Source organism: Rhizobium sp. P44RR-XXIV (genome assembly GCF_001999485.2).
Lineage (GTDB): Bacteria > Pseudomonadota > Alphaproteobacteria > Rhizobiales > Rhizobiaceae > Rhizobium.
Genome location: NZ_MPVZ02000028.1, coordinates 23,503 through 47,417, shown reverse-complemented (window position 1 = coordinate 47,417; position 23,915 = coordinate 23,503). Strand labels below are relative to the sequence as shown.

24 protein-coding genes are annotated in these 23,915 nt (G+C 59.7%); 10 read left to right on the top strand and 14 right to left on the bottom strand.

Annotated features, from left to right (window positions below; translation table 11 throughout):
• Positions 1-34: 34 nt before the first annotated feature.
• The 8 genes from BSK43_RS17325 (at position 35) to BSK43_RS17290 (ending at position 8,377) form a co-directional block, all read left to right on the top strand.
• Entirely contained in the window at positions 35-1,615 is a 1,581-nt protein-coding gene (locus BSK43_RS17325; RefSeq protein WP_077471839.1) for a peptide ABC transporter substrate-binding protein, read from the top strand.
• A gap of 48 nt (positions 1,616-1,663) precedes the next feature.
• A complete protein-coding gene (locus tag BSK43_RS17320; protein ID WP_077471840.1) occupies positions 1,664-2,587 on the top strand; it encodes an ABC transporter permease subunit in 924 nt (307 codons plus the stop codon).
• Positions 2,584-3,501 (top strand): ABC transporter permease subunit, encoded by a 918-nt coding sequence (locus BSK43_RS17315; protein WP_068388501.1) that lies wholly within the window; start codon positions 2,584-2,586, stop codon positions 3,499-3,501. Before BSK43_RS17320 ends, BSK43_RS17315 begins: the two co-directional genes overlap by 4 nt.
• Position 3,502: 1 nt before the next feature.
• The gene (locus BSK43_RS17310) at positions 3,503-4,498 is read left to right on the top strand and encodes an ABC transporter ATP-binding protein (RefSeq protein WP_136687070.1); all 996 of its coding nucleotides are present in this window, start codon (positions 3,503-3,505) and stop codon (positions 4,496-4,498) included.
• Positions 4,491-5,477 carry an oligopeptide/dipeptide ABC transporter ATP-binding protein gene (locus BSK43_RS17305; RefSeq protein ID WP_136687068.1) on the top strand — a complete coding sequence of 329 codons (987 nt, stop codon included), beginning with the start codon at positions 4,491-4,493 and terminating at the stop codon, positions 5,475-5,477. Before BSK43_RS17310 ends, BSK43_RS17305 begins: the two co-directional genes overlap by 8 nt.
• Positions 5,478-5,570: 93 nt before the next feature.
• Positions 5,571-6,485: a sugar kinase gene (locus BSK43_RS17300; protein WP_136687066.1), complete on the top strand. Its 915-nt coding sequence runs from the start codon at positions 5,571-5,573 to the stop codon at positions 6,483-6,485.
• 126 nt (positions 6,486-6,611) lie between these two features.
• Complete coding sequence (locus BSK43_RS17295) at positions 6,612-7,718, top strand: glycosyltransferase family 1 protein (protein WP_077471843.1); 1,107 nt, start codon at positions 6,612-6,614, stop codon at positions 7,716-7,718.
• A gap of 218 nt (positions 7,719-7,936) precedes the next feature.
• On the top strand, positions 7,937-8,377 hold the full coding sequence (locus BSK43_RS17290; RefSeq protein WP_077471844.1) for a MarR family transcriptional regulator: 441 nt from the start codon (positions 7,937-7,939) through the stop codon (positions 8,375-8,377).
• A 40-nt stretch (positions 8,378-8,417) separates the two neighbouring features.
• Here the strand turns inward: BSK43_RS17290 and der are convergent, their stop codons facing one another.
• From der to BSK43_RS17275, 3 genes are all read right to left on the bottom strand, one after another.
• Positions 8,418-9,872: a ribosome biogenesis GTPase Der gene (gene der / locus BSK43_RS17285; protein ID WP_077471845.1), complete on the bottom strand. Its 1,455-nt coding sequence runs from the start codon at positions 9,870-9,872 to the stop codon at positions 8,418-8,420.
• Between the two features lie 15 nt (positions 9,873-9,887).
• Complete coding sequence (locus tag BSK43_RS17280; RefSeq protein ID WP_068388522.1) at positions 9,888-10,571, bottom strand: tetratricopeptide repeat protein; 684 nt, start codon at positions 10,569-10,571, stop codon at positions 9,888-9,890.
• A gap of 101 nt (positions 10,572-10,672) precedes the next feature.
• Positions 10,673-11,254 (bottom strand): NnrU family protein, encoded by a 582-nt coding sequence (locus BSK43_RS17275; protein ID WP_077471846.1) that lies wholly within the window; start codon positions 11,252-11,254, stop codon positions 10,673-10,675.
• A 189-nt stretch (positions 11,255-11,443) separates the two neighbouring features.
• Between BSK43_RS17275 and BSK43_RS17270 the strand changes: the two genes are divergently transcribed.
• On the top strand, positions 11,444-12,412 hold the full coding sequence (locus BSK43_RS17270) for a polysaccharide deacetylase (protein ID WP_246662623.1): 969 nt from the start codon (positions 11,444-11,446) through the stop codon (positions 12,410-12,412).
• 195 nt (positions 12,413-12,607) lie between these two features.
• Here the strand turns inward: BSK43_RS17270 and sbmA are convergent, their stop codons facing one another.
• Positions 12,608-13,873 carry a peptide antibiotic transporter SbmA gene (gene sbmA, locus BSK43_RS17265; RefSeq protein ID WP_077471847.1) on the bottom strand — a complete coding sequence of 422 codons (1,266 nt, stop codon included), beginning with the start codon at positions 13,871-13,873 and terminating at the stop codon, positions 12,608-12,610.
• Between the two features lie 410 nt (positions 13,874-14,283).
• Between sbmA and BSK43_RS17260 the strand changes: the two genes are divergently transcribed.
• Complete coding sequence (locus tag BSK43_RS17260; RefSeq protein WP_077471848.1) at positions 14,284-14,868, top strand: PadR family transcriptional regulator; 585 nt, start codon at positions 14,284-14,286, stop codon at positions 14,866-14,868.
• Between the two features lie 9 nt (positions 14,869-14,877).
• On the opposite strand, the gene map is transcribed toward BSK43_RS17260, so the two are convergent.
• The 10 genes from map to glpK all read right to left on the bottom strand — a co-directional run bounded on the left by map (position 14,878) and on the right by glpK (position 23,709).
• Positions 14,878-15,630, bottom strand: a complete 753-nt coding sequence (map, locus tag BSK43_RS17255) for a type I methionyl aminopeptidase (RefSeq protein WP_077471849.1) — start codon at positions 15,628-15,630, stop codon at positions 14,878-14,880.
• A gap of 128 nt (positions 15,631-15,758) precedes the next feature.
• Entirely contained in the window at positions 15,759-16,271 is a 513-nt protein-coding gene (locus BSK43_RS17250) for a GNAT family protein (protein WP_077471850.1), read from the bottom strand.
• A 53-nt stretch (positions 16,272-16,324) separates the two neighbouring features.
• Positions 16,325-16,753 (bottom strand): DoxX family protein, encoded by a 429-nt coding sequence (locus BSK43_RS17245; RefSeq protein WP_077471851.1) that lies wholly within the window; start codon positions 16,751-16,753, stop codon positions 16,325-16,327.
• Positions 16,754-16,783: 30 nt separating this feature from the next.
• Positions 16,784-17,254, bottom strand: a complete 471-nt coding sequence (locus BSK43_RS17240) for an SRPBCC family protein (RefSeq protein WP_077471852.1) — start codon at positions 17,252-17,254, stop codon at positions 16,784-16,786.
• A 99-nt stretch (positions 17,255-17,353) separates the two neighbouring features.
• Complete coding sequence (locus BSK43_RS17235) at positions 17,354-18,610, bottom strand: RNA polymerase sigma factor (RefSeq protein ID WP_136687065.1); 1,257 nt, start codon at positions 18,608-18,610, stop codon at positions 17,354-17,356.
• On the bottom strand, positions 18,607-18,981 hold the full coding sequence (locus BSK43_RS17230; protein ID WP_077471854.1) for a YciI family protein: 375 nt from the start codon (positions 18,979-18,981) through the stop codon (positions 18,607-18,609). Before BSK43_RS17230 ends, BSK43_RS17235 begins: the two co-directional genes overlap by 4 nt.
• 70 nt (positions 18,982-19,051) lie before the next feature.
• Positions 19,052-20,095: a serine hydrolase gene (locus BSK43_RS17225; RefSeq protein ID WP_077471855.1), complete on the bottom strand. Its 1,044-nt coding sequence runs from the start codon at positions 20,093-20,095 to the stop codon at positions 19,052-19,054.
• Positions 20,096-20,230: 135 nt separating this feature from the next.
• Positions 20,231-21,178 carry an LD-carboxypeptidase gene (locus tag BSK43_RS17220; RefSeq protein ID WP_077471856.1) on the bottom strand — a complete coding sequence of 316 codons (948 nt, stop codon included), beginning with the start codon at positions 21,176-21,178 and terminating at the stop codon, positions 20,231-20,233.
• Positions 21,179-21,237: 59 nt separating this feature from the next.
• A complete protein-coding gene (locus BSK43_RS17215) occupies positions 21,238-22,047 on the bottom strand; it encodes a membrane-anchored protein (protein ID WP_077471857.1) in 810 nt (269 codons plus the stop codon).
• A 165-nt stretch (positions 22,048-22,212) separates the two neighbouring features.
• Positions 22,213-23,709 carry a glycerol kinase GlpK gene (gene glpK / locus BSK43_RS17210; protein ID WP_077471858.1) on the bottom strand — a complete coding sequence of 499 codons (1,497 nt, stop codon included), beginning with the start codon at positions 23,707-23,709 and terminating at the stop codon, positions 22,213-22,215.
• Positions 23,710-23,915: the final 206 nt, after the last annotated feature.

Below are 23,915 nucleotides of genomic sequence, written 5' to 3'. Positions count from 1 at the left end.
CAAGGATAATAACTCCAGAAAGGTGGGAAAACATATGACTCATTTCACCCGAAAATTTATCGCTGCGGCTTTCGTCAGCACCATATTGAGTGTTTCCGCGCATGCCGCGACCCTCAATATCCACAACGGCGGTGACCCAACATCGCTCGACCCGCAAAAAATTTCCGGCGACTGGGAAAACCGTATCGATGGCGATATTTTCGAAGGTCTGGTGACCGAAGATCCCAAGGACAACCCCATTCCGGGCCAGGCCGCGAGCTGGACCATTTCCCCCGACCAGAAGGTCTATACCTTCAAGCTGCGCGACGGCATCAAGTGGTCCGATGGCCAGCCTGTGACCGCACAGGATTTCGTTTTCGCCTTCCAGCGCCTGATGGATCCGAAGACCGCCGCCCAGTACGCCTACCTGCAATACACGATCCACAACGCAGAAAAGATCAACAAGGGTGAGATCAAGGATCTGACCCAGCTCGGCGTCAAGGCGATCGACGACAAGACGCTCGAAATCACCCTTGAAAACCCCACCCCCTACTTCCTCAACGCCTTGATGCATTACACGGCCTATCCGCTGCCGAAGCATGTTGTTGAAGCCAAGGGCGACCAATGGGTCAAGATCGGCAATATCGTCACCAACGGCCCGTACAAGCCCACCGAATGGGTGCCTGGTTCGCACGTCAGCATGGTCAAGAGTGACCAGTATTACGACGCCAAGGACGTGAAGATCGACAACGTCAATTATTACACGCTGGAAGACCAGGCAGCCGCGCTGAAGCGCTACCGTGCCGGCGAATTCGATATCCTGACGTCGTTCCCCGCAGACCAGTTCGAGTGGATTCAGAAGAACCTTCCTGGTCAAGCGCATGTCGTGCCGTTCCTTGGCACCTACTATTACGTCTTGAACTCCACCAAGCCGCCCTTCAACGACAAGCGCGTCCGTCAGGCCCTTTCCATGGCCGTCAATCGCGAAGTGATCGGTCCGAAGATCCTCGGCACCGGTGAATTGCCGTCCTACTCCTGGGTACCGCCGGGCACGGCCAATTACGGCGACCCGGCCTATGTCAGCTGGAAAGACGAGCCCTACAAGCAGAAGGTCGAAGAGGCCAAGAAGCTTCTGAAGGAAGCAGGTTTCGGCCCTGACCATCCGCTGAAGGCACAGCTGCGCTACAACACCAACGACAACCACAAGCGCATCGCAGTTGCGATCGCCGCAATGTGGAAGCCGCTCGGCGTTGATATCGAGCTCTACAACACCGAAACCAAGGTGCATTACGATGAAATGCAGCGCGGTGAGGTGCAGATCGGCCGCGCCGGCTGGCTCGCCGACTACAACGATCCGATCAACTTCCTGAACCTTCTGTCCACCGGCGTCGAGATGAACTACGGCCGCTGGAGCAACAAGGATTACGACGCTCTGATCAAGCAGGGCAATGAAGAGATCGATCTGAAGAAGCGCGCCGAGATCTACAAGAAGGCCGAACAGCTGGCCCTCGACGACAGCGCCGCGATCCCGATCTACTACTACGTGTCGCAGAACATCGTCGCCCCGAAGGTGCAGGGGTTCGTCGATAATATTCAGGACATTCACCGCACTCGCTGGCTGTCCATCAAAGAATAATAGGAAAAGGCCCCGCCAGCTCTTGCTGGGCGGGGCCTCAACGCACCCATGTTCCGTTACGCTCTCCGTCGTCTGCTGTCGACAATCCCCGTCTTGTGGATTGCCGTGACAGTGTGCTTTTTCATTTTGCGCCTCGCTCCCGGCGGCCCATTCGATGGCGAAAGGCCATTGCCGCCGGAAGTCAAAGCCAACCTCGCGGCTCACTACAACCTCGACAAGCCCCTGGTTGAGCAATACCTGATCTATGTCGGCGACGTCATGAAGGGCGATCTTGGCCCCTCCTTCGCCAATCAGGATTTCACCGTCACCCAGCAAATCATGTCGGGATTTCCCTACACGCTGACCATCGGCGGTTCCGCCTTCGTGCTCGCCACGATCCTCGGCGTCTTCATAGGCTGTCTTGGGGCGCTGTATCAGAACCGCAGCGCCGACTACTGGCTGGGCGGAGGCCTGCTCATCGGCCTGGTCATGCCAAGCTTCCTGATCGCCCCGATCCTTCAGCTTGTCTTCGGCAACACGCTTGGTTGGTTGCCGGTGGGTGGCTGGGGTGACGGTTCGATCAAGTTCCTGGTTCTGCCCATCATTGTCCTGACATTGCCGCACGCAGCGCGTATCTCCCGCCTGATGCGCGGCTCGATGATCGAGGTTCTCGGCCAGAACTTCATTCGCACGGCCAAGGCAAAGGGGATCGGCCCGCGGCTGACCATCATGCGCCACGCGTTGAAACCGGCCATGATGCCAGTCGTCTCCTATCTCGGTCCGGCCGCCAGCTACCTCCTCACCGGTTCGCTGGTCGTGGAGAGCATCTTCGGTCTCCCCGGCGTCGGCCGCTACTTCGTCGGAGCGGCGCTTAATCGCGATTACGGCATGGTTCTCGGCACGGTCATTTTCTACATGGTCCTGATCGTGGTCCTCAACCTGCTGGTCGACATCGCCTATGCCTGGCTCGACCCGAAAGTGAGAATGCGATGATCCTCAATTCCGCCAAGAGAGAATTGCTGGAAGCGGAATTGCTTTCAGCAGAAGGGCTTGCACCCAAGGGGCGCTCCCTCACCGGCGATGCGATGCGTCGCCTGCTGCGCAACAAGGCGGCAGCACTGTCGCTGATCGTGCTGGCCGTGCTGGTTCTGGTCGCCATATTCGGCCCGTATTTCCTGCCCTTCAACTATGAGGATCCGGACTGGAACTCCTTCCGAGGCGCCCCGGACTTCGCAGTCGGTCACTATTTCGGCACCGATGGCAACGGCCGTGACCTGCTGTCGCGTACGCTCTACGGCACCCGCGTTTCGTTGACAGTCGCCCTGGTGGCGACGCTCGTCTCCGTCGTGATCGGCGTGCTCTATGGCGCCGTCGCCGGCTATTTCGGCGGCCGCGTCGACGCCATCATGATGCGCTTCGTCGATATCATGTACGCGCTCCCCTACGTCCTCTTCGTCATCCTGCTGATGGTCATCTTCGGCCGCAATGTCTATCTGCTGTTCGCAGCGATCGGTGCACTCGAATGGCTGACCATGGCCCGCATCGTGCGCGGCCAGACATTGTCCATCAAGCAGCGGGAATTCATCGAAGCGGCCCGCGCCTCGGGCCAGCGATCGTTCAAGATCATCCTCAAGCACATCGTGCCCAACCTCGTCGGACCGGTCGTCATCTATGCAACGCTGACCATCCCCGAGATCATCGCTACGGAAAGCTTCCTCTCCTATCTCGGCTTCGGCGTTCAGGAGCCGCTGACCTCTCTCGGCACATTGATCGCCGAGGGCTCGGCAGGCATGGAAACGACCCCCTGGCTGCTGTTCTTCCCCGCTGGTTTCCTGATCGCACTGCTGATGAGCCTGCTCTTCATCGGTGACGGTCTTCGCGACGCTTTCGACCCGAAGGATCGCTGACATGACAGACACGCTTCTCGAACTCAAAGACTACTCCATCACCTTCCGCACGCCGGAAGGCGAAGTTGCCGCAGTCTCCAAGCTGAACCTGAAGATCGGCCGTGGCGAGCGCGTCGCCGTCGTCGGCGAATCCGGTTCCGGCAAGAGCCAGACTTTCCTCGGCCTGATGGGCCTGCTCGCCAAGAATGGCCGCACCAGCGGCCAGGCACTGCTCGATGGCAAGGACATCCTGCAGCTGAAGCCGCGCGAACTCGATCATGTCCGCGGCAAGGACATGGCGATGGTCTTCCAGGACCCGATGACGGCCCTCAACCCGTCATTGCGCATCTCCAGGCAGCTGACGGAACAGCTGGAAGTCCACGGCGGCTTATCGGCGCGCGCGGCTTCGACCGCGGCGCTCGACATGCTGAAACGCGTCGGCATTCCCGACCCGAGCCGCCGCTTCAACCTTTATCCGCACGAGCTTTCGGGCGGCATGCGCCAGCGAATCGTCATTGCCATGGCGCTGCTCACCAAGCCGAAACTCCTGATCGCTGACGAACCGACGACCGCGCTCGACGTCACCATCCAGGCGCAGATCCTCGATCTTTTCAATGAGTTGACGGCAGAAATGCACACCGCTCTTGTGATGATCACCCATGATCTCGGCGTTGTCGCCGGCCTCGCCGATCGCGTCGCCGTCATGTATGCGGGACGCATCGTCGAGGAAGCACCGGTCGATGAGCTGTTCGAAGACCCAGCGCATCCCTATACGGCAGCGCTGCATGCCTCGATCCCACGCCCCGACCAGGATATCGACGATCTCGCCGTCATTCCCGGCCGGCCGCCGAACCTGATGCACCTGCCACGCGGCTGTGCCTTCTCGCCGCGCTGTGCCCATGTGGAGGACGACTGTCTCGACGCGGCGCCACCGCTCGACCGGCTGGCGCCACAGCGTTGCGCGGCCTGCTTCCATCCCCTTTCGGCTAATCAGGAACGGAGCCTCGTCCATGGCTGAGCAAACGCTTCTGAAGGTCGAGCATCTCACAACCGAGTTCGAACTTCCGTCGAAATCCTTCTTCAAGCCGCCAATGATTCTGACCGCCGTCAACGATGTCAGCTTCGAGCTGAAGACCGGGCGCACGCTTGGTATCGTCGGTGAATCCGGTTGCGGCAAGTCGACGCTCGGCCGCTCCATCCTGCGGCTGATCCAGGCGCAAAAGGGCCGCATCATGTGGCAGGGCGGCAATCTTCTCGATCTCACCGACGAGGAGATGCGTGCGGCCCGCCGCGACATGCAGATCATCTTCCAGGACCCGATCGCCTCGCTCGATCCGCGCATGACCGTCGGCGATATCATCGCCGAGCCGCTTACCGTGTTCGAGCCGAAATTGACCAGGGCCCAGCGTCAGGATCGCGTCCGCGAGATCATGGCGGCAGTCGGTCTCGTCCCCGAGATGATCAATCGCTACCCGCACGAATTCTCGGGCGGCCAGGCGCAGCGCATCGGCATTGCCCGCGCCGTCATCACCCGGCCGAAGCTCATCATCTGCGACGAGCCGGTTTCGGCGCTCGACGTTTCGATCCAAGGGCAGGTCATTACCCTCCTGCGCCGTCTGCGCAAGGAGTTCGGCCTGACGCTGATCTTCATCAGCCACGACCTTTCCGTCGTGCGCCTGATCTCGGACGACGTGCTGGTGCTCTATCTCGGCAAGGTGGTGGAAGCCGGCGACGGCCTCGACGGTCTCAACCATCCGGCCCACCCCTATACGCAGGCTTTGTTCTCAGCGGCCCCCATTCCGGACCCGAAGCTGGCGCGCGGCCGCGAGCGCATCCGCCTGCAGGGCGACCCGCCCTCGCCGCTCAATCCGCCGCCCGGCTGCGTCTTCTCGCCGCGCTGTTGGAAGGCGACGGATATCTGCCGCACGAAGATGCCGCCGACCGAGCAGGTGCGCCCCGGCCAGACGGCCGCCTGCTACCATATGGACAGACCCTAGCACGTCAAAAGTGGGCGGCACCCGCTGCCGCCCACCTTGCCCAAGCTGCCGCTTACGCGTATGCAGCAGCAAGACAAAGTGCAGGAGGAAGACTTGGGCGGGCGTTTTCTATCGATCGGCGAATGCATGGTGGAGCTGTCGCAGGCCGATGACGGCCATCTGCGCAAAGGCTTTGCCGGCGACACATTCAACACGGCCTGGTATGCCCGCGCCTGCCTGCCCGCCGACTGGTCGATCGATTATTTTACCGCCCTCGGCGATGACGGAATGTCGGACGAAATGGTGGCTTTCATGAGCGCCGCCGGCATCGGCACCGCGCAGATCCGCCGCCTTCGTGGCAAGACACCCGGCCTCTACATGATCAACCTGAAGGACGGCGAACGGACCTTCAGCTATTGGCGTGATAGTTCCGCGGCCCGCCAGCTCGCCGCAGACGGCGATGCCTTGCGCACGGCAATCGAAGCCTCCGACGTCCTCTATTTTTCAGGCATTACGCTGGCGGTCCTGCCACGCGAGGATGCCTACACACTGCTGGCCGAGCTCCGTCGCGCCAAAGCCGTCGGCAAGATCGTTGCCTTCGATCCCAATCTGCGCCCACGCCTCTGGTCCAGCCTGGACGCCATGCATACGTTGATCTCCGATGGCGCACGCGCTTCGACACTCGTCATGCCAAGCTTCGACGATGAAGCCGCCCATTTCGGCGACGATTCGATTAGCGGCACCATCCGCCGGTATCGCCAGTACGGAGCCAATATGGTCATCGTCAAGAACGGTGCCGACGGAGCGACCATCGGAATCGGCACCGAAGAGACGCTTGTTCCCGCAGTCAAGGTCGCCAAGCTGGTCGACACGACAAGCGCCGGCGACAGCTTCAATGGTGCGTTTCTTGCTCATTACCTGCAGCATGACGATCCGCTGGCCGCTGCCGGTTTCGCTGCCGAAATCGCCGCGAAAGTCATTCAGGAACATGGCGCCCTCATCTCCCCCAAGAAGCTGAAAGTCGCCTGATCGGCGCTGTAATATTTCCATCATGGACACCCCCCACAATAGAGTGGGCGCGGGAATCATGTTTGAAGCACCGCAATCGCTTGCACCGCCATCATGAGGATGCGGTGCGGATGGGTAGTTTTGGGCATGTTGCAACGCTTGTCAGACATCGATCACGATACATGGGCCCAGGCAGCAACGCCTGTCGCCGTGCCGGAACGACTGCTCATTGTCAGCGATGCCTGGCATCCGCAGGTGAACGGCGTGGTCCGTTCGATCGAGAACACCAATCGCGAACTGGTCCGCATGGGCGTCGAAGTGTCGATGATCACGCCGGACGGTTTCCGCAACATCCCCTGCCCGACCTATCCCGAGATCCGGCTTTCGATCGCCAGCTATCGCAAGATAGCCAGCAGGATCGAAGCACTCAGGCCGACCTATGTTCACATCGCCACCGAAGGCCCCCTCGGCCTCACGGCACGGCGCTGGTGCCTGCGAAACGGCATGCCCTTTTCAACGAGCTACCACACGCGGTTTCCGGAATATGTTTCGGCGCGCCTGCCGATACCGGAGAGCTGGCTCTACGCCTTCGTCAAATGGTTTCACAATGCCGGTTATGGCTGCATGGTGGCAACGCCAAGCCTCGCCGCCGAACTCAAGCAGCGCGGTATCCACAATCTGTTGCCCTGGAGCCGAGGCATCGATTCGACGCTTTTCCGGCCGCAACCGCTGGAGGATAATCCCTTCGGCCTGCCGCGCCCGATCTTCATGACCGTCGGCCGCGTCGCTCTCGAAAAGAACCTGCCCGCTTTCCTCGATCTCGACCTGCCGGGATCGAAGGTCGTGGTTGGCGATGGCCCCGCACGCGCCGAATTGCAGAAGCTCTATCCGAACGTGCATTTTCCCGGTGCGATGTTCGGTGAGGAATTGGCGCACGCCTATTCTCAGGCCGACGTCTTCGTCTTCCCGTCGAAGACCGATACTTTCGGCAACGCCATCCTGGAAGCACTGGCAAGCGGCGTTCCAGTCGCCGCCTATCCCGTCACCGGCCCGGCCGACATTCTCGCCAGCAATGAATCGGCTGGTGTCGTGGATGCCGATCTGGCGAAGGCCTGCCTTGCCGCCCTTTCTTGCTCCCGCGATGCGGCCCGCACAGTTGCCCTCAACTACTCCTGGGAAGCCGCCACCACCCAATTCATCGGCAACGTCCGCATTGCCAATCATCGTGGCCGGATGCTGACGCACAACCATTGAGCTCACGGCATGACCGGGCTCGAGGTTGAATTCCCGATACACATCTCCAGATAACTGATTGCAAGGCGTGCAAGCATGACAGGCGCTTTCATCACGTCTGAGCCCGCCCCTGTGAGGCGTTTTCCGAAAAACACAACAAAACCGTGACAGCCATATACGTTTTGGTGTACGATTGTTTATCGCACGATTTAGATGCTATTCCCTAGGGAGTATTGGACATGGCGCACGACCCGTTGAAACTGGACACCTTCATCTGCTTCGCCCTCTATTCGGCGAACCACGCGATGAATCGGCTGTACAAACCCATGCTCGACGCGCTGAACCTCACCTATCCGCAATATCTCGTTATGGTGACACTGTGGGAGCAGGATGGCCAGACCGTCGGCGGCATCGGTGAAAAGCTGTTCCTGGAATCGAGCACGCTGACACCTCTGCTGAAGCGCCTCGAGGCGGCCGGCTACATCCAGCGTATCCGCAGCAAGGAAGACGAGCGCCAGGTGTTGATCCACCTGACCGCCGAAGGCGTTGCACTGAAGAAAAAAGCGGCGGAAATCCCGCCCTGCATTCTCGACGCCTCGAACAAGACGATCGACGAACTGACGCGCCTGAAGGCGGAGATCATCACATTGCGCGAGGCGCTCAGCAAGAACGCAGCCTGACTGGATATATGCTCTGCGACTACCCCGGCGAGTGAAGCGGTTAGGACCGCTTCCTCTTGCTTTCGTAGGGATTGCTCTTCTTGTTTTCGAAGGGATTTTCCGACGTACGGAAATGGATGCGGATCGGCACGCCAGGCATGGCGAAATCCGCACGCAGGCCGTTGATCAGATATCGCACATAGGATTCCGGCAGCGCGTCGGAACGCGTGCAGGAAATCATGAAGGCCGGTGGGCGGGCCTTTACCTGCGTCATATACTTCAACTTGATGCGACGCCCGGAAACTGCGGGTGGCGGATGCTGAACCTGCTGCGTTTCCAGCCAGCGATTGAGCTTGGCGGTGGCAATGCGCTTGTTCCAGACCTTGTCGGTGTCGACGATCGCCTGCATCAGCCGATCCAACCCCTCGCCGGTCTGGCCGGCAATCGGGATGGCGCGGATGCCGCGGGCCTGCGGCAGCAGCCGGTCGGTCTTTTCACGCAGATCGGCAAGCACGGCCTGACGATCCTCGATCATGTCCCACTTGTTGAAGGCGAGAACTGCGGCGCGGCCCTCACGAAGCACGAGATCAACGATCTGGAGATCCTGCTTCTCGAAGGGGATGGTCGCGTCGAAGACGATGACGACGATCTCGGCAAAGCGGATGGCGCGCAGCGCATCAGCGACGGAAAGCTTTTCCAGCTTCTCTGTCACGCGAGCCTTGCGACGCATGCCGGCGGTATCGAACATCTTTATGGTGCGGCCGCGCCAGCTCCAGTCGACGGAAATGGAATCTCGGGTAATCCCGGCTTCCGGGCCGGTCAGCAGCCGGTCCTCGCCGAGGAAGCGATTGATCAGCGTCGATTTGCCGGCATTCGGGCGGCCAACGATGGCGACGCGCAGCGGCTTCGTCTCGTCATAGACCGGCTCTTCGTCGATCTCCTCGCCATCCTCGTCGGCGGCAGAGCGGGGAATGCTGACATTCGTTTCAGCTTCGTCGTCCGCCTCAGGAAAGGCGCGCTCATGGCCGATCGCCTCGACGATCGCGTCGCGCAAATCCATCATGCCCTGGCCATGCTCGGCCGAAATCGGGCAAGGCTCGCCAAGGCCAAGCGTATAGGCATCATAGAAGCCACTATCGGAGCCGCGCGCTTCGGATTTGTTGGCAACCAGCACCACAGGCCGACCGCGCTTGCGCAGCATTTCGCCAAGGGTCTTGTCGACGTGGGTCAGGCCCATCTTGGCGTCGACGACGAACAGCGTCAGATCCGCTTCGTCGATCGCTGCTTCGGTCTGGGCGCGCATGCGGCCTTCGAGCGTTTCCTCGTCAGCCTCTTCGAGGCCGGCGGTATCGACGATACGGAAACGCAGATCGATCAGCTTGGCGTCACCGGGGCGACGGTCACGCGTGACGCCCGGCGTATCATCGACGAGCGCCAGCTTCTTGCCAACCAGACGGTTGAACAAGGTGGACTTGCCGACATTCGGGCGACCAACGATCGCAACCGTGAAACTCATTTAAGAATCCGTCCTTCAGCCCTTTGCGACCGGAGCCTTGCCGGTAGCCGTGATAAGATCGAGCAGCATCTGCGCCCGATTGGCGACGTTGCGTGGGCTCTGCGGATCGTCGACGATCGCCTGGAACCACTGCCGCGCCTTGGCGAAATCGCCGGCCTTGTAAGCGGCAAGACCGAGAACGTCGCGCGCGGAATGCCGGAAGGTGTCTGCCGGTACCGCCAATTCCTGCGCTTCGGCCGCGACCTGATCATAGGTGCCGGTATCGACGAGCAGATAGGCTGCACGCAGGCGTGCAGCATCGCGGACAACCAGAGGAATATCCGTCTGCTTGCCGATAGCCGAGAAAGCGGCAATCGCAGCGGCCTTGTCGCCTTTCTGCGCTTGCAGCGTGGCGGCACGCAGGCGCGCGAGCAACGGATAGGAGCCGGGGCCGTCCTTTTCCATGGCTGACAGCGCGGCAAGCGCCTCGTCCGTCTTGTTCTGGTCGGCCAATGTGAGGGCCGCCAGAAACTGGTCGCCACCGCTGCCAGCCTGATTGCCCGCCCAATAACGATAGCCGCTATAGGCCGCAGTCGCGAGAACGATAAGCACGGCTCCCCCAATGATGAGCTTGCCAAAACGGCGCCATACGAACCGCAACTGGTCCGAACGCAGTTCCTCGTTCACCTCGCGGATGAAGCTGTCGTCATTGAATGCCATTCTCGTCTCCGGCTCAGGCCAAGTTATTCCAAAGAGCTTAGGGGTTAGTGGGGCCTTCTACTCCATTTTACGGCTGATGTAAGGGGGAATGGCAGAAATCGTCACATAACCAGCGGTGAAACCCCGATAATCCACGCATGAAGCTTCCAAATGATCAGCGCCCAGGCAACGACGCCGATGATGATCGCATAGAGATCGTACTTCGCCGAGACGAAGGGACGCAGCGTGATCTCGCCGGCACGCTCGCGCCGCTTCAGCGAAATGCGCAGGATGACACCCCAGGCGAGGAAGGCGGCAAAGAGCAGGATGGCAGCGCCGTCACCATTGGACAGCAGATGCGCCAGCGCCCAGATCTTCACCGAAAGCACCATCGGATGCTTGGTCCTGACTGCGATATGCCCCGCCGGCAATAGCGAGGCGACAAGACAGATCATCGCAAACAGCATCAGAAGGATAGTAATATGGCTCATCCAGAACGGCGGCGACCAGATGGGTGTCATGTCGCGGGCCTGACCGAACCCGTAGATCAGGAGGATCAACGTCAGGATGCTCACGACCGAGTAGGCAGCTTTCCAGCCGGATGCGCCAAGGCTGGAGATCAGGGAGGTCCGTAGACCCGGAGCAACGACGCGAATGAGATGGAGGCCGAGAAAAAGAACAATGCCGAGAATAAGCAAAGCCATGAATGAAACCCCTTCTATTTTGTGAGGACATCCTTATCGGCTGCGGCAAAAAATTGCCAGCATCACCGCAGCTTCGCCGCATTTGCGCGAAAGGAAGGAAGCTACCCCGGAGCATGCCGCCTGAAATCGCCAGATGATCTTTGGCAAGCCATGCTCGATCAAGCAATGTCGGTGCCCATGTTACGCTCAATGTCCTGCCTCTCCCTTGCGCTTTCCCTTGCCCTGCCCGCCGCAGCCCAGGCCGATGGAAAACCCAAGCAGCTCGTGATGATTTCCTTCGACGGTGCGCATGATGTTGCGCTCTGGACCAAGAGCCGCGAGATCGCTTCGCGCAATGGCGCGCATTTCACCTATTTTCTCTCCTGCACCTTCCTGATGAACAAGGCGCAAGCCAAGGCCTATCAGGGGCCGAAGCAACGCGTCGGTAAGTCCAATGTCGGCTTTGCCAAGAGCGAGGACGATGTGCGCACCCGCATCGCCAACATCTGGGGCGCGCATCTGGAAGGCCATGATATTTCCAGCCATGCTTGCGGTCACTTCGATGGCAAGGGCTGGAGTGCTGCCGACTGGAAGCAAGAGTTCATGAACGCCCGCGTCGCGCTTCGCGATGCCTGGAAGAATGTCGGCGTCGCCGACAAGGAACCGCAGGGCTGGGAAGAGTTCGCCACCAACGACGTCAAAGGATTTCGCGCGCCCTATCTCTCCACCAGCGATGGCCTGGTGCCGGCGGAGAAGGAGATGAGCTTTCAGTATGACGCAAGCCTCGTCACGAAAGGCCCTGCGCTGCCGCAGGTGGTCAACGGCATCTATCGCTTCGGTCTGCCGCTGATCCCGGAAGGGCCGGAACATCGCCTGGTGATCGGCATGGACTACAATCTCTATGTCCGCCATTCCAAGGGTGTCGAGGACAAGGCCAACGCCAAGACCTATGAAGACCGCACCTTCGATGCCTTCGAAGCAGCCTTCAACAAGCAATATGACGGCGAGCGCATTCCTCTGCAGCTCGGCTTCCATTTCGTCGAGATGAATGACGGCGCCTATTGGCGCGCCCTCGACCGCTTCGTCAGCGATGTCTGCCACAAGCAGGATGTCGCCTGCGTCAGCTATTCCGAAGCCATTCCGCTGATTGCCGCAAGAGGCAAGCCGCAACAAGGGTGAGGAGTGGCCGGGCGAAACCCGAGCAATCGATCCAGCGGGTCGATTGCAGCGACGGTGCCCTTTCCGAGGACTCAGGATGCCAACGCGAAGAGTCGGTGGCGCTGCTAGTCTCCTCGTAAACGCTCAAGTGCGCAGCGTACTGCTTTCCTTCCATTGGCATCATTGAAAAAGGCCCCGTTTTCGGGGCCTTTTTCGTCAACCGTCAGTGTGTATAACGCCCGCTTCGCGATCCAGATAATGCTGATCAATCGATGGCAGCGGCTCGTCACCGATCGCAGCTTCAAATGTTTTCAGGCGCTTATGAATCGACAGTAGCTCAATAATCGTCGTCCAGGAGTTGACGAGATACTGGAAGGAATTGCTGACCTGACCGAAGGCGGTCGAAATCTGCTGGAATATACCATAGGTGATAACACCGGCAACGATAGTCGGAACCAGCATGAAGGTTACGAACAGGACGTCAGCTTGTAGGTAGAAATAGCGAGCAACGTTGAAATAGAGATAGTGGAAGTAGATGCGGAAATAGTTCCGCCGAACGTTCGCAAAAAGCTCGTTTACGGTTGCTGGCTGCGCTCGATCCTCATGATCTTCACCATAAACAAGCTCCTTACGATACGCAGCTTCGACGCGCTGGTTCTTGAAGTTCAAGCCGGGCAGCTTGATACCGGCAACCGCCAGTAACACGGTACCGAAGATAGACCAGAAGAGCGCCAGCCAGAAGAGCGAATGGGGAATCTTGCCGATGATCGGCAATTCGGTGACATAGGTCGAAAGCGCAAGCAGTATCGGCAGGAATACAATCAGCGTCATCACTGAGTTTATGAGGCTGATGCCCAAACCCTCAAGCACAGTCGAAAACCGCATCGTGTCTTCTTGCACGCGCTGGGACGCCCCTTCGATATGACGCAGCTTCTCCCATTTCGACATGTAGAAATTGTTCATCGCCGTACGCCACCGGAAAATATAGTGGCTGGTGAAGAAATCCGTCAGGATCGAGACAAAGATGCTGAGAAAGACGATCTGAACGAAGGTCAGCATCAGGCCATAGAAATCTCCGACCGTCACGTTCGCCTGCTTCGCCAAAGCGTTCTGTAGCGTGTCACCAAATGGCCGGCGCCAATTGTTGATTACCACCGATATCTGCACACCGAAAAAAGTGACGAAAATGATGAAGGCGGAGCCCCATATCGACCAGAGCTTCCATGGATTGTCCCACGCACGGATGTGCCAGGTCCCGCAGAAGAGGGCAATGCACAGCAGGAAGAACGCATAAAACCAGAGATTCCCCCACAGAAGAAAATAGCTCAGATCATATGGCTGCTGCCCTTCCGGCGGCATGATGAAACCCAGATGCGTTCCCAGATCGGAGACGGCGATATACCAGGCTGCAATGCAGAGCAGCGCCCAGACCACCATTGAGGTGAAAAACAATTTCGGCTGAGGGAAGAAGGAGTGAAACACGAGAAGTAAGCTTTCTTGATCGGGTTCGAACGACCGCAATGACGTCGATTTGGGGCGAGCCTAGGGCAGTTCGCAAAGTGCGGCAACCGGCAGTGCCGCATTCTTACATAGATGTAATCGCTTATCCCTTGATCGTGATGCGATTGTTCAGCTGAGAGTTCCACCTCGGCCAGGCATTTAACTCTCTCCCAAGCCCTCCACCGCCGGCTCAATCAAAAAAACATCGCCGCATCTTGTCAGTGATTATCTTACGACATGACTAACGATATAAACTCTCACACTTCACAAGGAGAAACGATATGAGAGGTTTTAGAGACCGCATGTGCGGCGATGGCTTTGACATGGTCGAGGCATATATCCTACGACATGGCCGAGGCCGTGAATCGCGCGGTGAGCACAGGAGAGACTTCATGAGAGGCTTCAAGGGCGGCATGTTCGGTGGCGGTTTCCGCACCGGGCGGAAGTTCGACGCAGCCGATCTGCAGCTCATCATCCTTGCCCTGCTCGCAGAGCAGCCGCGCCATGGCTATGAGCTGATCAAGACTTTCGAGGAGCGCTCCGGCGGCTTCTACGTGCCGAGCCCGGGCGTCATCTACCCAGCGCTCACCTATCTCGAAGAAACCGGCCAGGCCGAAGTCGAGGCGAGCGGCACAAAGAAGCTCTACCGCATCACGGAAAGCGGCCAGAAGCGCGTCGACGATAACAGCGAACTGGTGGAAGCGACCTTCACCAAGCTTGCTGCCATCGGCGAGAAGATGGCTCGCGTCCGCGAGGTCTTCGACGGTCAGGACGAAGACGGCCGCGACAGCCCGTTCGATCGGCATGGCGCCGGCGACGTCCATCGTGCCCGCCACTTACTGCGCTCTGCGCTGCGGTCGAAATTTCCGTGGGACAAGGCCGAGGGTGCCCGCATCGCGGCAATCCTCGAGCGGGCAGCCGCCGATATCATCCGCGGCGAAACGAAGACCCCGGAAGAGCCGAAGGCCAACGACTGAGCCGGAACGTCACTTGTCCGGCAAGGTCAGGACGACTGGCCCGTTGCGGGTGGTGACGATTGTATGTTCGAACTGAACCGTCGGCGCCTGCGGATCGGCATAAAGCGTCCAGGCATCGTCGCCGCCCTCCGCCCAGGTACCGCCCAGCGACAGAAACGGCTCAACGGTGAAAACCAGGCCGTCTTCCATGATCCGCGTCTCATCAGGGTCCGCCCAGGTAGAAACCTCGGCGGGCTCTTCGTGCAGCGAACGGCCGATGCCATGGCTGGCGAGATTGGCGATCAAAGTATAGCGGTTCTTTTGCGCGAACGCGCCGACGGCATGGCCGATCCTGGAAAGCGGAGCGCCGCTGCGCACCTGATTAAGGCCCACCCAGAGCGCCCGCTTGCCATCCCGGCAGAGGCGTTCAATCTTCGGCTTGACGGGCGGCACTGCAAAAGACGCGCCTGTATCGGAAAAGAACCCGTCCTTTTCGGCTGAAACATCGAGATTAACCAGATCTCCGGCCTTGATCACACGAGGACCGGGAATGCCGTGGGCAACTTCCTCGTTGACGCTGATGCAGGTCGCGCCGGGAAACTTGTAGACGAGCTCTGGCGCGGACTGCGCGCCGGCATCCTCCAGCACCTTGCGGCCGATGGCATCGAGCTCGAGCGTGGTGATACCAGGCTCAAGGGCTGCCGCCATGGCATGCAAAGCATTGGCGCAGATGCGGCCGATCTCTTTGAGCTTGGTCAGTTCGTCGTCGTTCGAGATGATCATTTGCGGCTTCCGGCAGTCTCGCGCTCTCGTCATTGCCTTGAGAGGTTAAAATCTGGCTTTCGCCTCTTCACTCGGTTCAGTCAATGCCTTTCTGGCAGCCGGCGTGACTTTCGCCTTCGTAAGATGGATCAAAGGCGTGGATCGTCGACAAGCAGCGCCCATCTTTCGTGGTCGCACCAGACCCCGCCGATCTTCAGATATTTGGGCGAAAACCCTTCCTTGCGAAAGCCGAGCCGCTTCACCAGCGCGATGGAAGGAAGATTTCCCGGCTGGATATTGGCTTCCAGCCGGTGCAGGCCAACGGCATCGAAAGCATGCGCCACAGCAAGCCGCAATGCCTCGGTCATGAAGCCCTGCCCGGCAAAGCCAGCCATGCCGTGATAGCCGAGAAAGGCACTGCGGAACCCGCCCCAAACGATCTGGCTTATGTTGATGACACCAACGATACCGCCCGAACCGGCGTCACGAGCGACGAACCCGATATTTGGCCCGGTGATTGTCTGTCCGAACCATGCATCGAAGCCGTCACGATCAAGAAAGGGATGGGCCCAGGGCGCATGATGGGCGCGGCTGGCGATGTTGGCGGCGATCAGTTCGTCCGCGTCCGACTGCCTGACTGGTGCGATAATCACTTGCGGCATGGCTCGCTCCACCCTTGTTCGAGGGAGCGAGCCTTAGCAAATCGAATCCGAAATCAAAAGCTTCGCTGGAAGAACGGAATCATTTTCCGAACCGCTTCATATCGAAGATAAAGCCCGCCCCAGGCCATCAAGCCGAGATAGACACCGAACAGCACATGCGAGAAAAGCGGGCTGCCGATCCGCAGATGCGTCGCGATCGCCCCGCCGAGAAGGCCAGTGAGCAGGATTGCGCCCAAGACCGAAGTCCTCGGAATGGCATAGAGGATCGCGCAGCCAAGCGTGATCACGCCAAGCAGTCGCGCAAGCGCCGGATCGGCTGAGTAGCCAAGTCCCGCCATCGTCTCCGTGACAACGGCAAGCGGGATGAGCTTGATCACCCCGTCGAAGACGAGGAAGGCGATAAGCACCCCGCTGAGGATCATGCCGACAACGCGTTGCGTGCGCGTGACTGACGGTACAGATGAATCGACTGCATAAGACATTTCAGTATCCCCCGGAATTGAATCAGAAATTCAGATCTTTGCCGCCAATGCGGCAAGCTGGTCGGCACATTGTGCCCATCCTTGATGGAAGCCCATCTTCTCGTGCGCTTCGCGGTCTTCGGCCGTCCAGTGCAGGACGGTTGCGGTGTAACGCGTCTTGCCCTCACCAAGATCGTCAAGCTGGATCGTCACCACCATGAAAGGCTTCGCCGATGGCACCCAGGCGCTGGTGAAGGCATCTGTGAAGACGATCCGTTCGTTCGAAACGACCTCCAGATAGACGCCATTGCCCGGATAGTCCTCGCCTTCGGGGCTGCGCATGGTGATCGAGCTTGAGCCGCCGGCGCGCAGATCGATGCTGGCAGCAGATATCGTCCATGGCAGCGGTGCAAACCACTGCTTCAACAGCTCCGTTTCCGTCCAGCAACGAAAAATCTTCGCGCGCGGCGCGTCGATGATGCGGGTCAGCGAAAGCTCGTGGCGCTGGCTCTTTTCAGTCATATCCTGGTCCTCTCTCTGGTTTGACGCGGCCCGTTCGGCCTATGCCCCAAGGACGTGGGAAGAGATGCCTTCCCGACATCCTGAAAACAAAATTTGTGATTATTTTACAACCGCAATGGCATCCGCATTCAAGCAATCGAGCTGATGCCGGATATGAGCCGCTTCCGCAGGGGAGCGGGCAAGCGCGATGGCCTTGTCGAAGGCAACGCGCGCCTCCTGCGGACGGGCGAGCTGCATCAGCAGGCCGCCTCTCAGCCCATGAAAATAGAAATAGCTGTCGAGTTGCGCTTCAAGAGGTGCGATCAGCGCCAGCGCCTCCTCCGGACCTTTCAGCTTGGAGACCGCGACCGCGCGGTTGAGCGTGACGACTGGAGACGGCGTCAGTCTTTCCAGCACCTGATAGAGCAGCTCGATCTCCGCCCAGTCCGTATCTGCAGCGCGCTTGGCCCGCGAATGCAGCGCGGCAATGGCCGCCTGCACCTGATAGGGTCCGGGCCGGCGATGGCGGATCGCCTTGTCGAGCAGAGCCAGCGCCTCATCGATCGATGTCCGGTCCCAAAGCGTGCGGTCTTGCTCTTCCAGCAGAATAATCTGTCCATCCGCATCGAAACGCGCCGCCTTGCGAGATTGCTGCAGCAGCATCAGCGCCAGCAGTGCCATGGTTTCGGGCTCGCCGGGGAAGATGCGAAGCAGCAACCGGCCGAGCCGGATCGCCTCATCCGAAAAAGCCGCCGCTTCGCGATGAGCTCCGCCGGCGGAATAGCCCTCATTGTAGATGAGGTAGATCATGGCGCTGACGACAGCCAGCCGCTCGCTCCGCTCCACGGCGCCCGGCGTTTCGAATGCCACACCGGCGGCGGCCACGCGCGCCTTGGCGCGTGTGATGCGCTGCTCCATCGCGCTGTCGCTCACCAGGAACGCGCGGGCGATCTGTTGCACCGAAAGACCAGACACGATGCGCAGCGCAAGCGCAATCTGCTGGGTCGCGGGCAGATCCGGATGGCAGCAGATGAACAGCAGCCGGAGAATATCGTCACGGTAGCCGGAACCATCGAGCCGTTCGGCAAGGTCGCTCTCGGCATCGCCTGTATCGGAAATCGCCTCCTCGTCCGGCATGCTCTGCATCCTCGCCTGCTTGCGCGTCGCATCGATACCGCTGTTGCGGCCGACGAAGATCAGCCAGGCGATGGGATCGCGCGGCGGCCCCTTGTCGGGCCAGGTCTTCAAGGCCCTGAGGCAGGCCTCCTGAAAGGCCTCCTCGGCGATGTCGAGATTGCGGAAGTAGCGCAGCAGAGCGCCCAGCACCTGCGGCCGGGCGTTGGTCAGCGCGATGTCGATCCAGGCAATATCCGTCATGTGGCAACCGTCCCTGGCCTGAACACGTAGAGCGGGCGGATCTCGTAGGAGCCGGCACCCGGATTAGCCTCAGCCAATTGTTTCGAGAATTCAATCGCTTCGTCGAGCGTTTCAAAGTCGATGACGTAGAAGCCCAGCAGCTGCTCTTTCGTCTCGGCGAAGGGGCCATCGATGACCAGCGGTTCGTTCTTGCCCTTGCGCAGCGTCGTCGCCGCGGTCGTCGGCATCAAACGTGCCACCGGGCCTAATTTGCCGGCCTCGGCGAGCGGCGTCTGCACGGCGATCAACCGCGCCATCGTCGCGTCCTCCTGCTCCTTGGACCAGGCAAACACCGTATCTTCGTCGTTGTAGCATAGGATTGCGTAGAGCATCAGGACCTCCTTCTCTGATAAAGACGAAGGAATAGCATCAGCTCCGACAGACCGCGTCAAAAAATTACGGTCAGGAGTGCTCGGCTTGGCGGAGGAGGTCAATCAAATTGGCCACCTCATGCAGTCGGGGAGACTTCAGCGGCAAGTCGCGATCGGTGCGCTCGACAATGACCAGATCGTCCTGCGGGATGACGAAGACATATTGCCCGCCCGCGCCCCAGGCGAAATAAGCGCCTGTCGGAAGGCGAAAAGCATTGGCGCTCGCATCGGTGCCTGACGACGGCCGGTTGGCGGTCCACCAGAGATACCCGTATCCGAATCCGTGATCGGCATCCGAATAGGGCGTGGTGCTGTCCCTCACCCACTGCTGGGGCACGATCTCCTGCCCGTTCCAGCGCCCGCCATCGAGAAAGAGGAGAGCGAAGCGGGCAAGATCCCGCGTGCTCATCCGGAACGCATAGGCAGGATGGATCGATGCGCGCCCGCGGACCTTGTGCTGCGCATGCGGGTCGTAATCCTGCATCCCGATTTTCCGGGCGATCTCATCCTCAAAGGCATCGTAGATGGAGGCGCCGGTCGCCTTCTCGTAGATCGTGCCGAGGGCGTTGAAATCCCAGTTGTTGTAGTACCAGAACGTCCCCGGCGCATGGCTGAAGCGCTGCGGCCGCCGCGCGGCCATCGCCTCGGTCTCATAGAGCGCCGGATGATAAATGCCCGATCGCGCCTCGAGAAGCATCCGGACCGTCGCCTGCTTCTCCTGATCGGACAGCGACGGCGGCTTGTCGTCTATACCCAATTGCTGGAGCGTGCTGCCAGGATCGATCTGATGGTGCCCGACAGCGATCCCGATCAGGGAGTTAAGCAGGCTTTTGCGGATGGAAGCCAGCTCCATCGGCTTGCTCGTATCTCCCCATTCGGCAACGACGGCCCCATGCTGGACCACCATGACGGCACTGACATCGTGCCCGTCGGCAAAGGCCTTCGCCTCGGCCAATTTCGGCACCGACCATCCGGATGCCTCAGGAGATGCATGCGCCCATTCGGCCAAAGGCACGGTTTGCGCCAGAGCCGGCGTCGATAGCAGTCCAACCAATAGCAACCAGATGAAACGCATAGCCGATGCCCTGTGTCACACATCGCCATCGAATTTCCGGGCGAATAAGTCTTTTCGGCGGCTGAAGCTCGCCCGGCAAGTTTCTGCGACATCAGGGCGCATGCATTCCCTTTCGCGATGCGCGAAACCAAGGAGCTAGATGTCGCCACGCCGGATCGTCAATGTCCCCGTTTCCGCATTCAGTTCCGCAACGGCTCCGATCAAGGCACTGACGGGGCTGCGCCCATGCCCCAGCGGCAAGCCGCCAAGGACCGGCACGCCGAGCACATCAAGATGTTCGCGCAGGATATCGATGACCGAGAAGCGGAGATCGAATTCGAAATCGGTAAACTGGCCAATGGCGACGCCTGCCAAGCCGTCGAGATGCCCGGCCTTGCGCAGCATGGTCATTTGCCGGTCCACCTGCCCGCGATAGAGGCTGACCGCTTCCAGCAGCAGGATCGCCCCATGCAAATCCGGCAAAGCCCAGCCAGTCGCTGTCGCCACCATGTCGAGGTTGCCGCCGACGAGCCGGCCAGTGGCGGTTCCGCTTGTGGTCAGTGCGGATGTCGGCTCCTCCGCGCGGGATTGGACAATGATATCGTCCGTCGTCATCAGTGCCCGGCGAAGAGCGCCGGTGGTCTCAGGACTAACATCCTCCTCCCCGGGGCCGGCGAAAAGGGCGCCATGAATGCCGATCAGGCCACCATGTTTCAGGAGGCTGAGATGCAACGCGGTGATATCGCTGAAACCGATAAGGAACTTTGGATCGCGACGGGCGGCCGCAAAATCCAGCCGGTCGGCAATTCGGTATGATCCCTTGCCGCCGCGCGTGGTGAAGACCGCCCGAACCTCGGGATCGCGAAGCGCGCCATCCAGATCCGCCAACCGCTCTTCGTCGGTTCCGGCGAGATAATCGTGCTTGCAAAAAACATGCTCGCCGAAATCGACGCGCAGCCCCCAGCCCTTCAGTATTTCGGCGTGCCGGAGGACCCTATCCCTGTCGGGCGGGCTGGCGGGAGAGACAAAGCGGATCTTGTCTCCCGGCCGCAATGGCGGCGGCGTCACTATCCGATCGACAGTTTCATGGTTCAGTGATTCCATGCCGCGATCTTGGCATGGAATGATGACAGGCGTCAGCCTTGGATCGGACGGCTAGCGCGTCAACCAAGCGACGGGTTTAAGATGCTAGCCTCTTTCGAAGGGGATCGCGCGGCTTTGGCATAGGCCTCGGATAGCTGTGCGGCTTTCGTCTTGCCTTCCCATAGCGGCAGACCAACCGACTGCGATACGGCGGGGTCAGTCGTGAAGACCGGATAGCCGCGCTCGAGCAGCCGCTCAAGCACTTCACGATCCTTACGGACATGAAGCCGGGTCAGATTTTCCGTGTTGTAAACGTGGCCGCCGGAATCGGGATTGATGCCGGTGATGATCACTTCCGTCGCGCCGTTATAGAGCGCGAACAGCACGGCGTTGATGCCGTTGGAACATTTGTCGTCGGCACCGAGCTCGCTGCATTTCACTCCACCGACACGGTCGAGAAGCGCCATGCGCCTGTAGCGGTCAACGATCTGAAGCCTGTCATAGCCGTAGTTGAAGGCCTTTAACCCGTCTTCGAGGCGTTTGAATTCCTCCCGCCAGAGCAGGACATAAAGCATCCTGGTGCGTTCGCCGTTCAGCACACGGCGTACTTCGACGGCATTGGTGTTCTTGCCCTCGATCTGATTGAACTGAACAAGCGTGACATCTGGGGCTTCTATCCCCCATGCCTTCGTGACCACCTGCGAACCATTGATGGTAATCACCCGGAAGGTCTGGTCGAAATCCGCAGGCTTGTTCGACACCGGCGCCGATCCGACGACGAGAACGGGCCCGTTGAAGGGCTCTGCCAGCACGGGCGGCTTTGGTCGCGTTAGATGATATTTGACCTGCCTGTATATATGCTTCTTCAGTTCGCTAAATTGAGCAGCCATTATCCGCCTTGTCATCTCCCAGGGTCGAGCCGGTGAAACGTGATTCGAAACATTCCATTCCGAACGTTTGACGAGATAAGTATCGCTGCCTCTCCTCATATAAGCAAAATAAAGAAACTTTACACAATATAACCCAAGGTGAGGCAGGCCTGGCAGTCAGCAGCTTTACCGTGTGCTCAAGGTGCGCGACACAGCGTTTTTCCAGCCCTTCAGCTTTGCATTTCTGGTCTTGGCATCCATGTCGGGCTCGAACCTCCGGTCACGCGCCCAGGCCTTGGCAAAACCATCACGATCCGGCCAAACACCGGCGCGGCTGCCCGCCAACCAGGCAGCGCCAAGAGCCGTCGTTTCCAAAATGGTGGGCCGATCGACCGGTGCATCGAGCAGATCGGCGAGCCGCTGCATCGTCCAGTCCGACGCCACCATGCCGCCATCGACGCGCAGCACTGTGTCCTCGCCGTCGCCGTTGCGCCAATCCTTGTGCATGGCGTCCAGAAGGTCACGCGATTGGTAACAGACCGCTTCCAGCGCCGCCCGGACGATTTCCTCAGGGCCGGTATTGCGCGTCAACCCGAAGATGGCGCCACGCGCATCCGGATCCCAATAGGGCGCGCCGAGGCCGGTGAAAGCAGGCACCAGATAGACTTCCTGCAACGGGTCGGCCTTAGCAGCCAGCTCGCCGGAATCGGAGGCGCGCTGGATCGTCTTCAAGCCATCGCGGAGCCATTGCACAGCCGCACCCGCGATGAAGATCGAGCCTTCCAGCGCGTAGGTCGTTTCGCCATCCAGACGATAGGCGATAGTCGTCAGCAGCCGGTTCTTGGAGCGCACCATATCGGCGCCGGTATTCAGCAGTGCAAAGCAACCGGTGCCATAGGTGGATTTCATCATGCCGCGCTCGAAGCAGGCCTGGCCGATCGTCGCCGCCTGCTGGTCGCCGGCAACGCCGAGGATCGGGATCGAAGCACCGAAGAGCGAGGGATCGGTGATGCCGAAATCGGCAGCGCAATCCTTCACATCTGGCAGCATCGCAGCCGGCACCCGCAGGATATCGAGCAGTTTTTCATCCCATTCATTGCTGCCGATATTGTACATCAGCGTCCGCGAGGCATTGGTCGCATCGGTGACGAAGCTCTTACCGCCGGTCAGCCGCCAGATCAGAAAAGTGTCGATGGTACCGAAGCAGAGCTCGCCCTTGGTGGCGCGCGCACGAGCGCCCTTCACGTTGGTCAGCAGCCAGGAGAGCTTCGTGCCGGAAAAATACGGGTCGAGCAGCAAGCCGGTATGGCGGGTAAAGAGCTTTTCCAGATCCTGCCGTTTCAGCTTCTCGCAATAGCTTGCCGTGCGGCGATCCTGCCAGACGATGGCATTGTGGATCGGCTTGCCCGTCTCGCGGTCCCAGACGACTACGGTCTCGCGCTGGTTGGTGATGCCGAGTGCGGCGATGTCCTTCGCCGTGATGCCGGCGGCCTCGATGGCCTTGCGAACGGTAAAGAGGACCGATGACCAGATCTCCTCGGGATCATGCTCGACCCAGCCCGGTTTCGGATAATGCTGGGTGAACTCCTTCTGCCCGACACCGGCAACCTTCATCTTGCCATCGAAAACGATAGCCCGCGTCGACGTCGTTCCCTGGTCGATCGCCAAGACATAGCCGCTCATGCATTCCTCCCGACTGTTGCGTCCCAATCAACAGATACGCGAGCCAAACGAATGTGAAAAGAAAGCAAAACGAAATTTTTCATCGAAAATCCGCTTCCCCGTTCACGCTATTGTGGTCAACAGTCCCACAAAAGGATCTCGCCTCAATGCGATTGCCATATCTACAGATTTGGGAATAGGCTCAAGCTACTTTTGCGCTGCAGCAA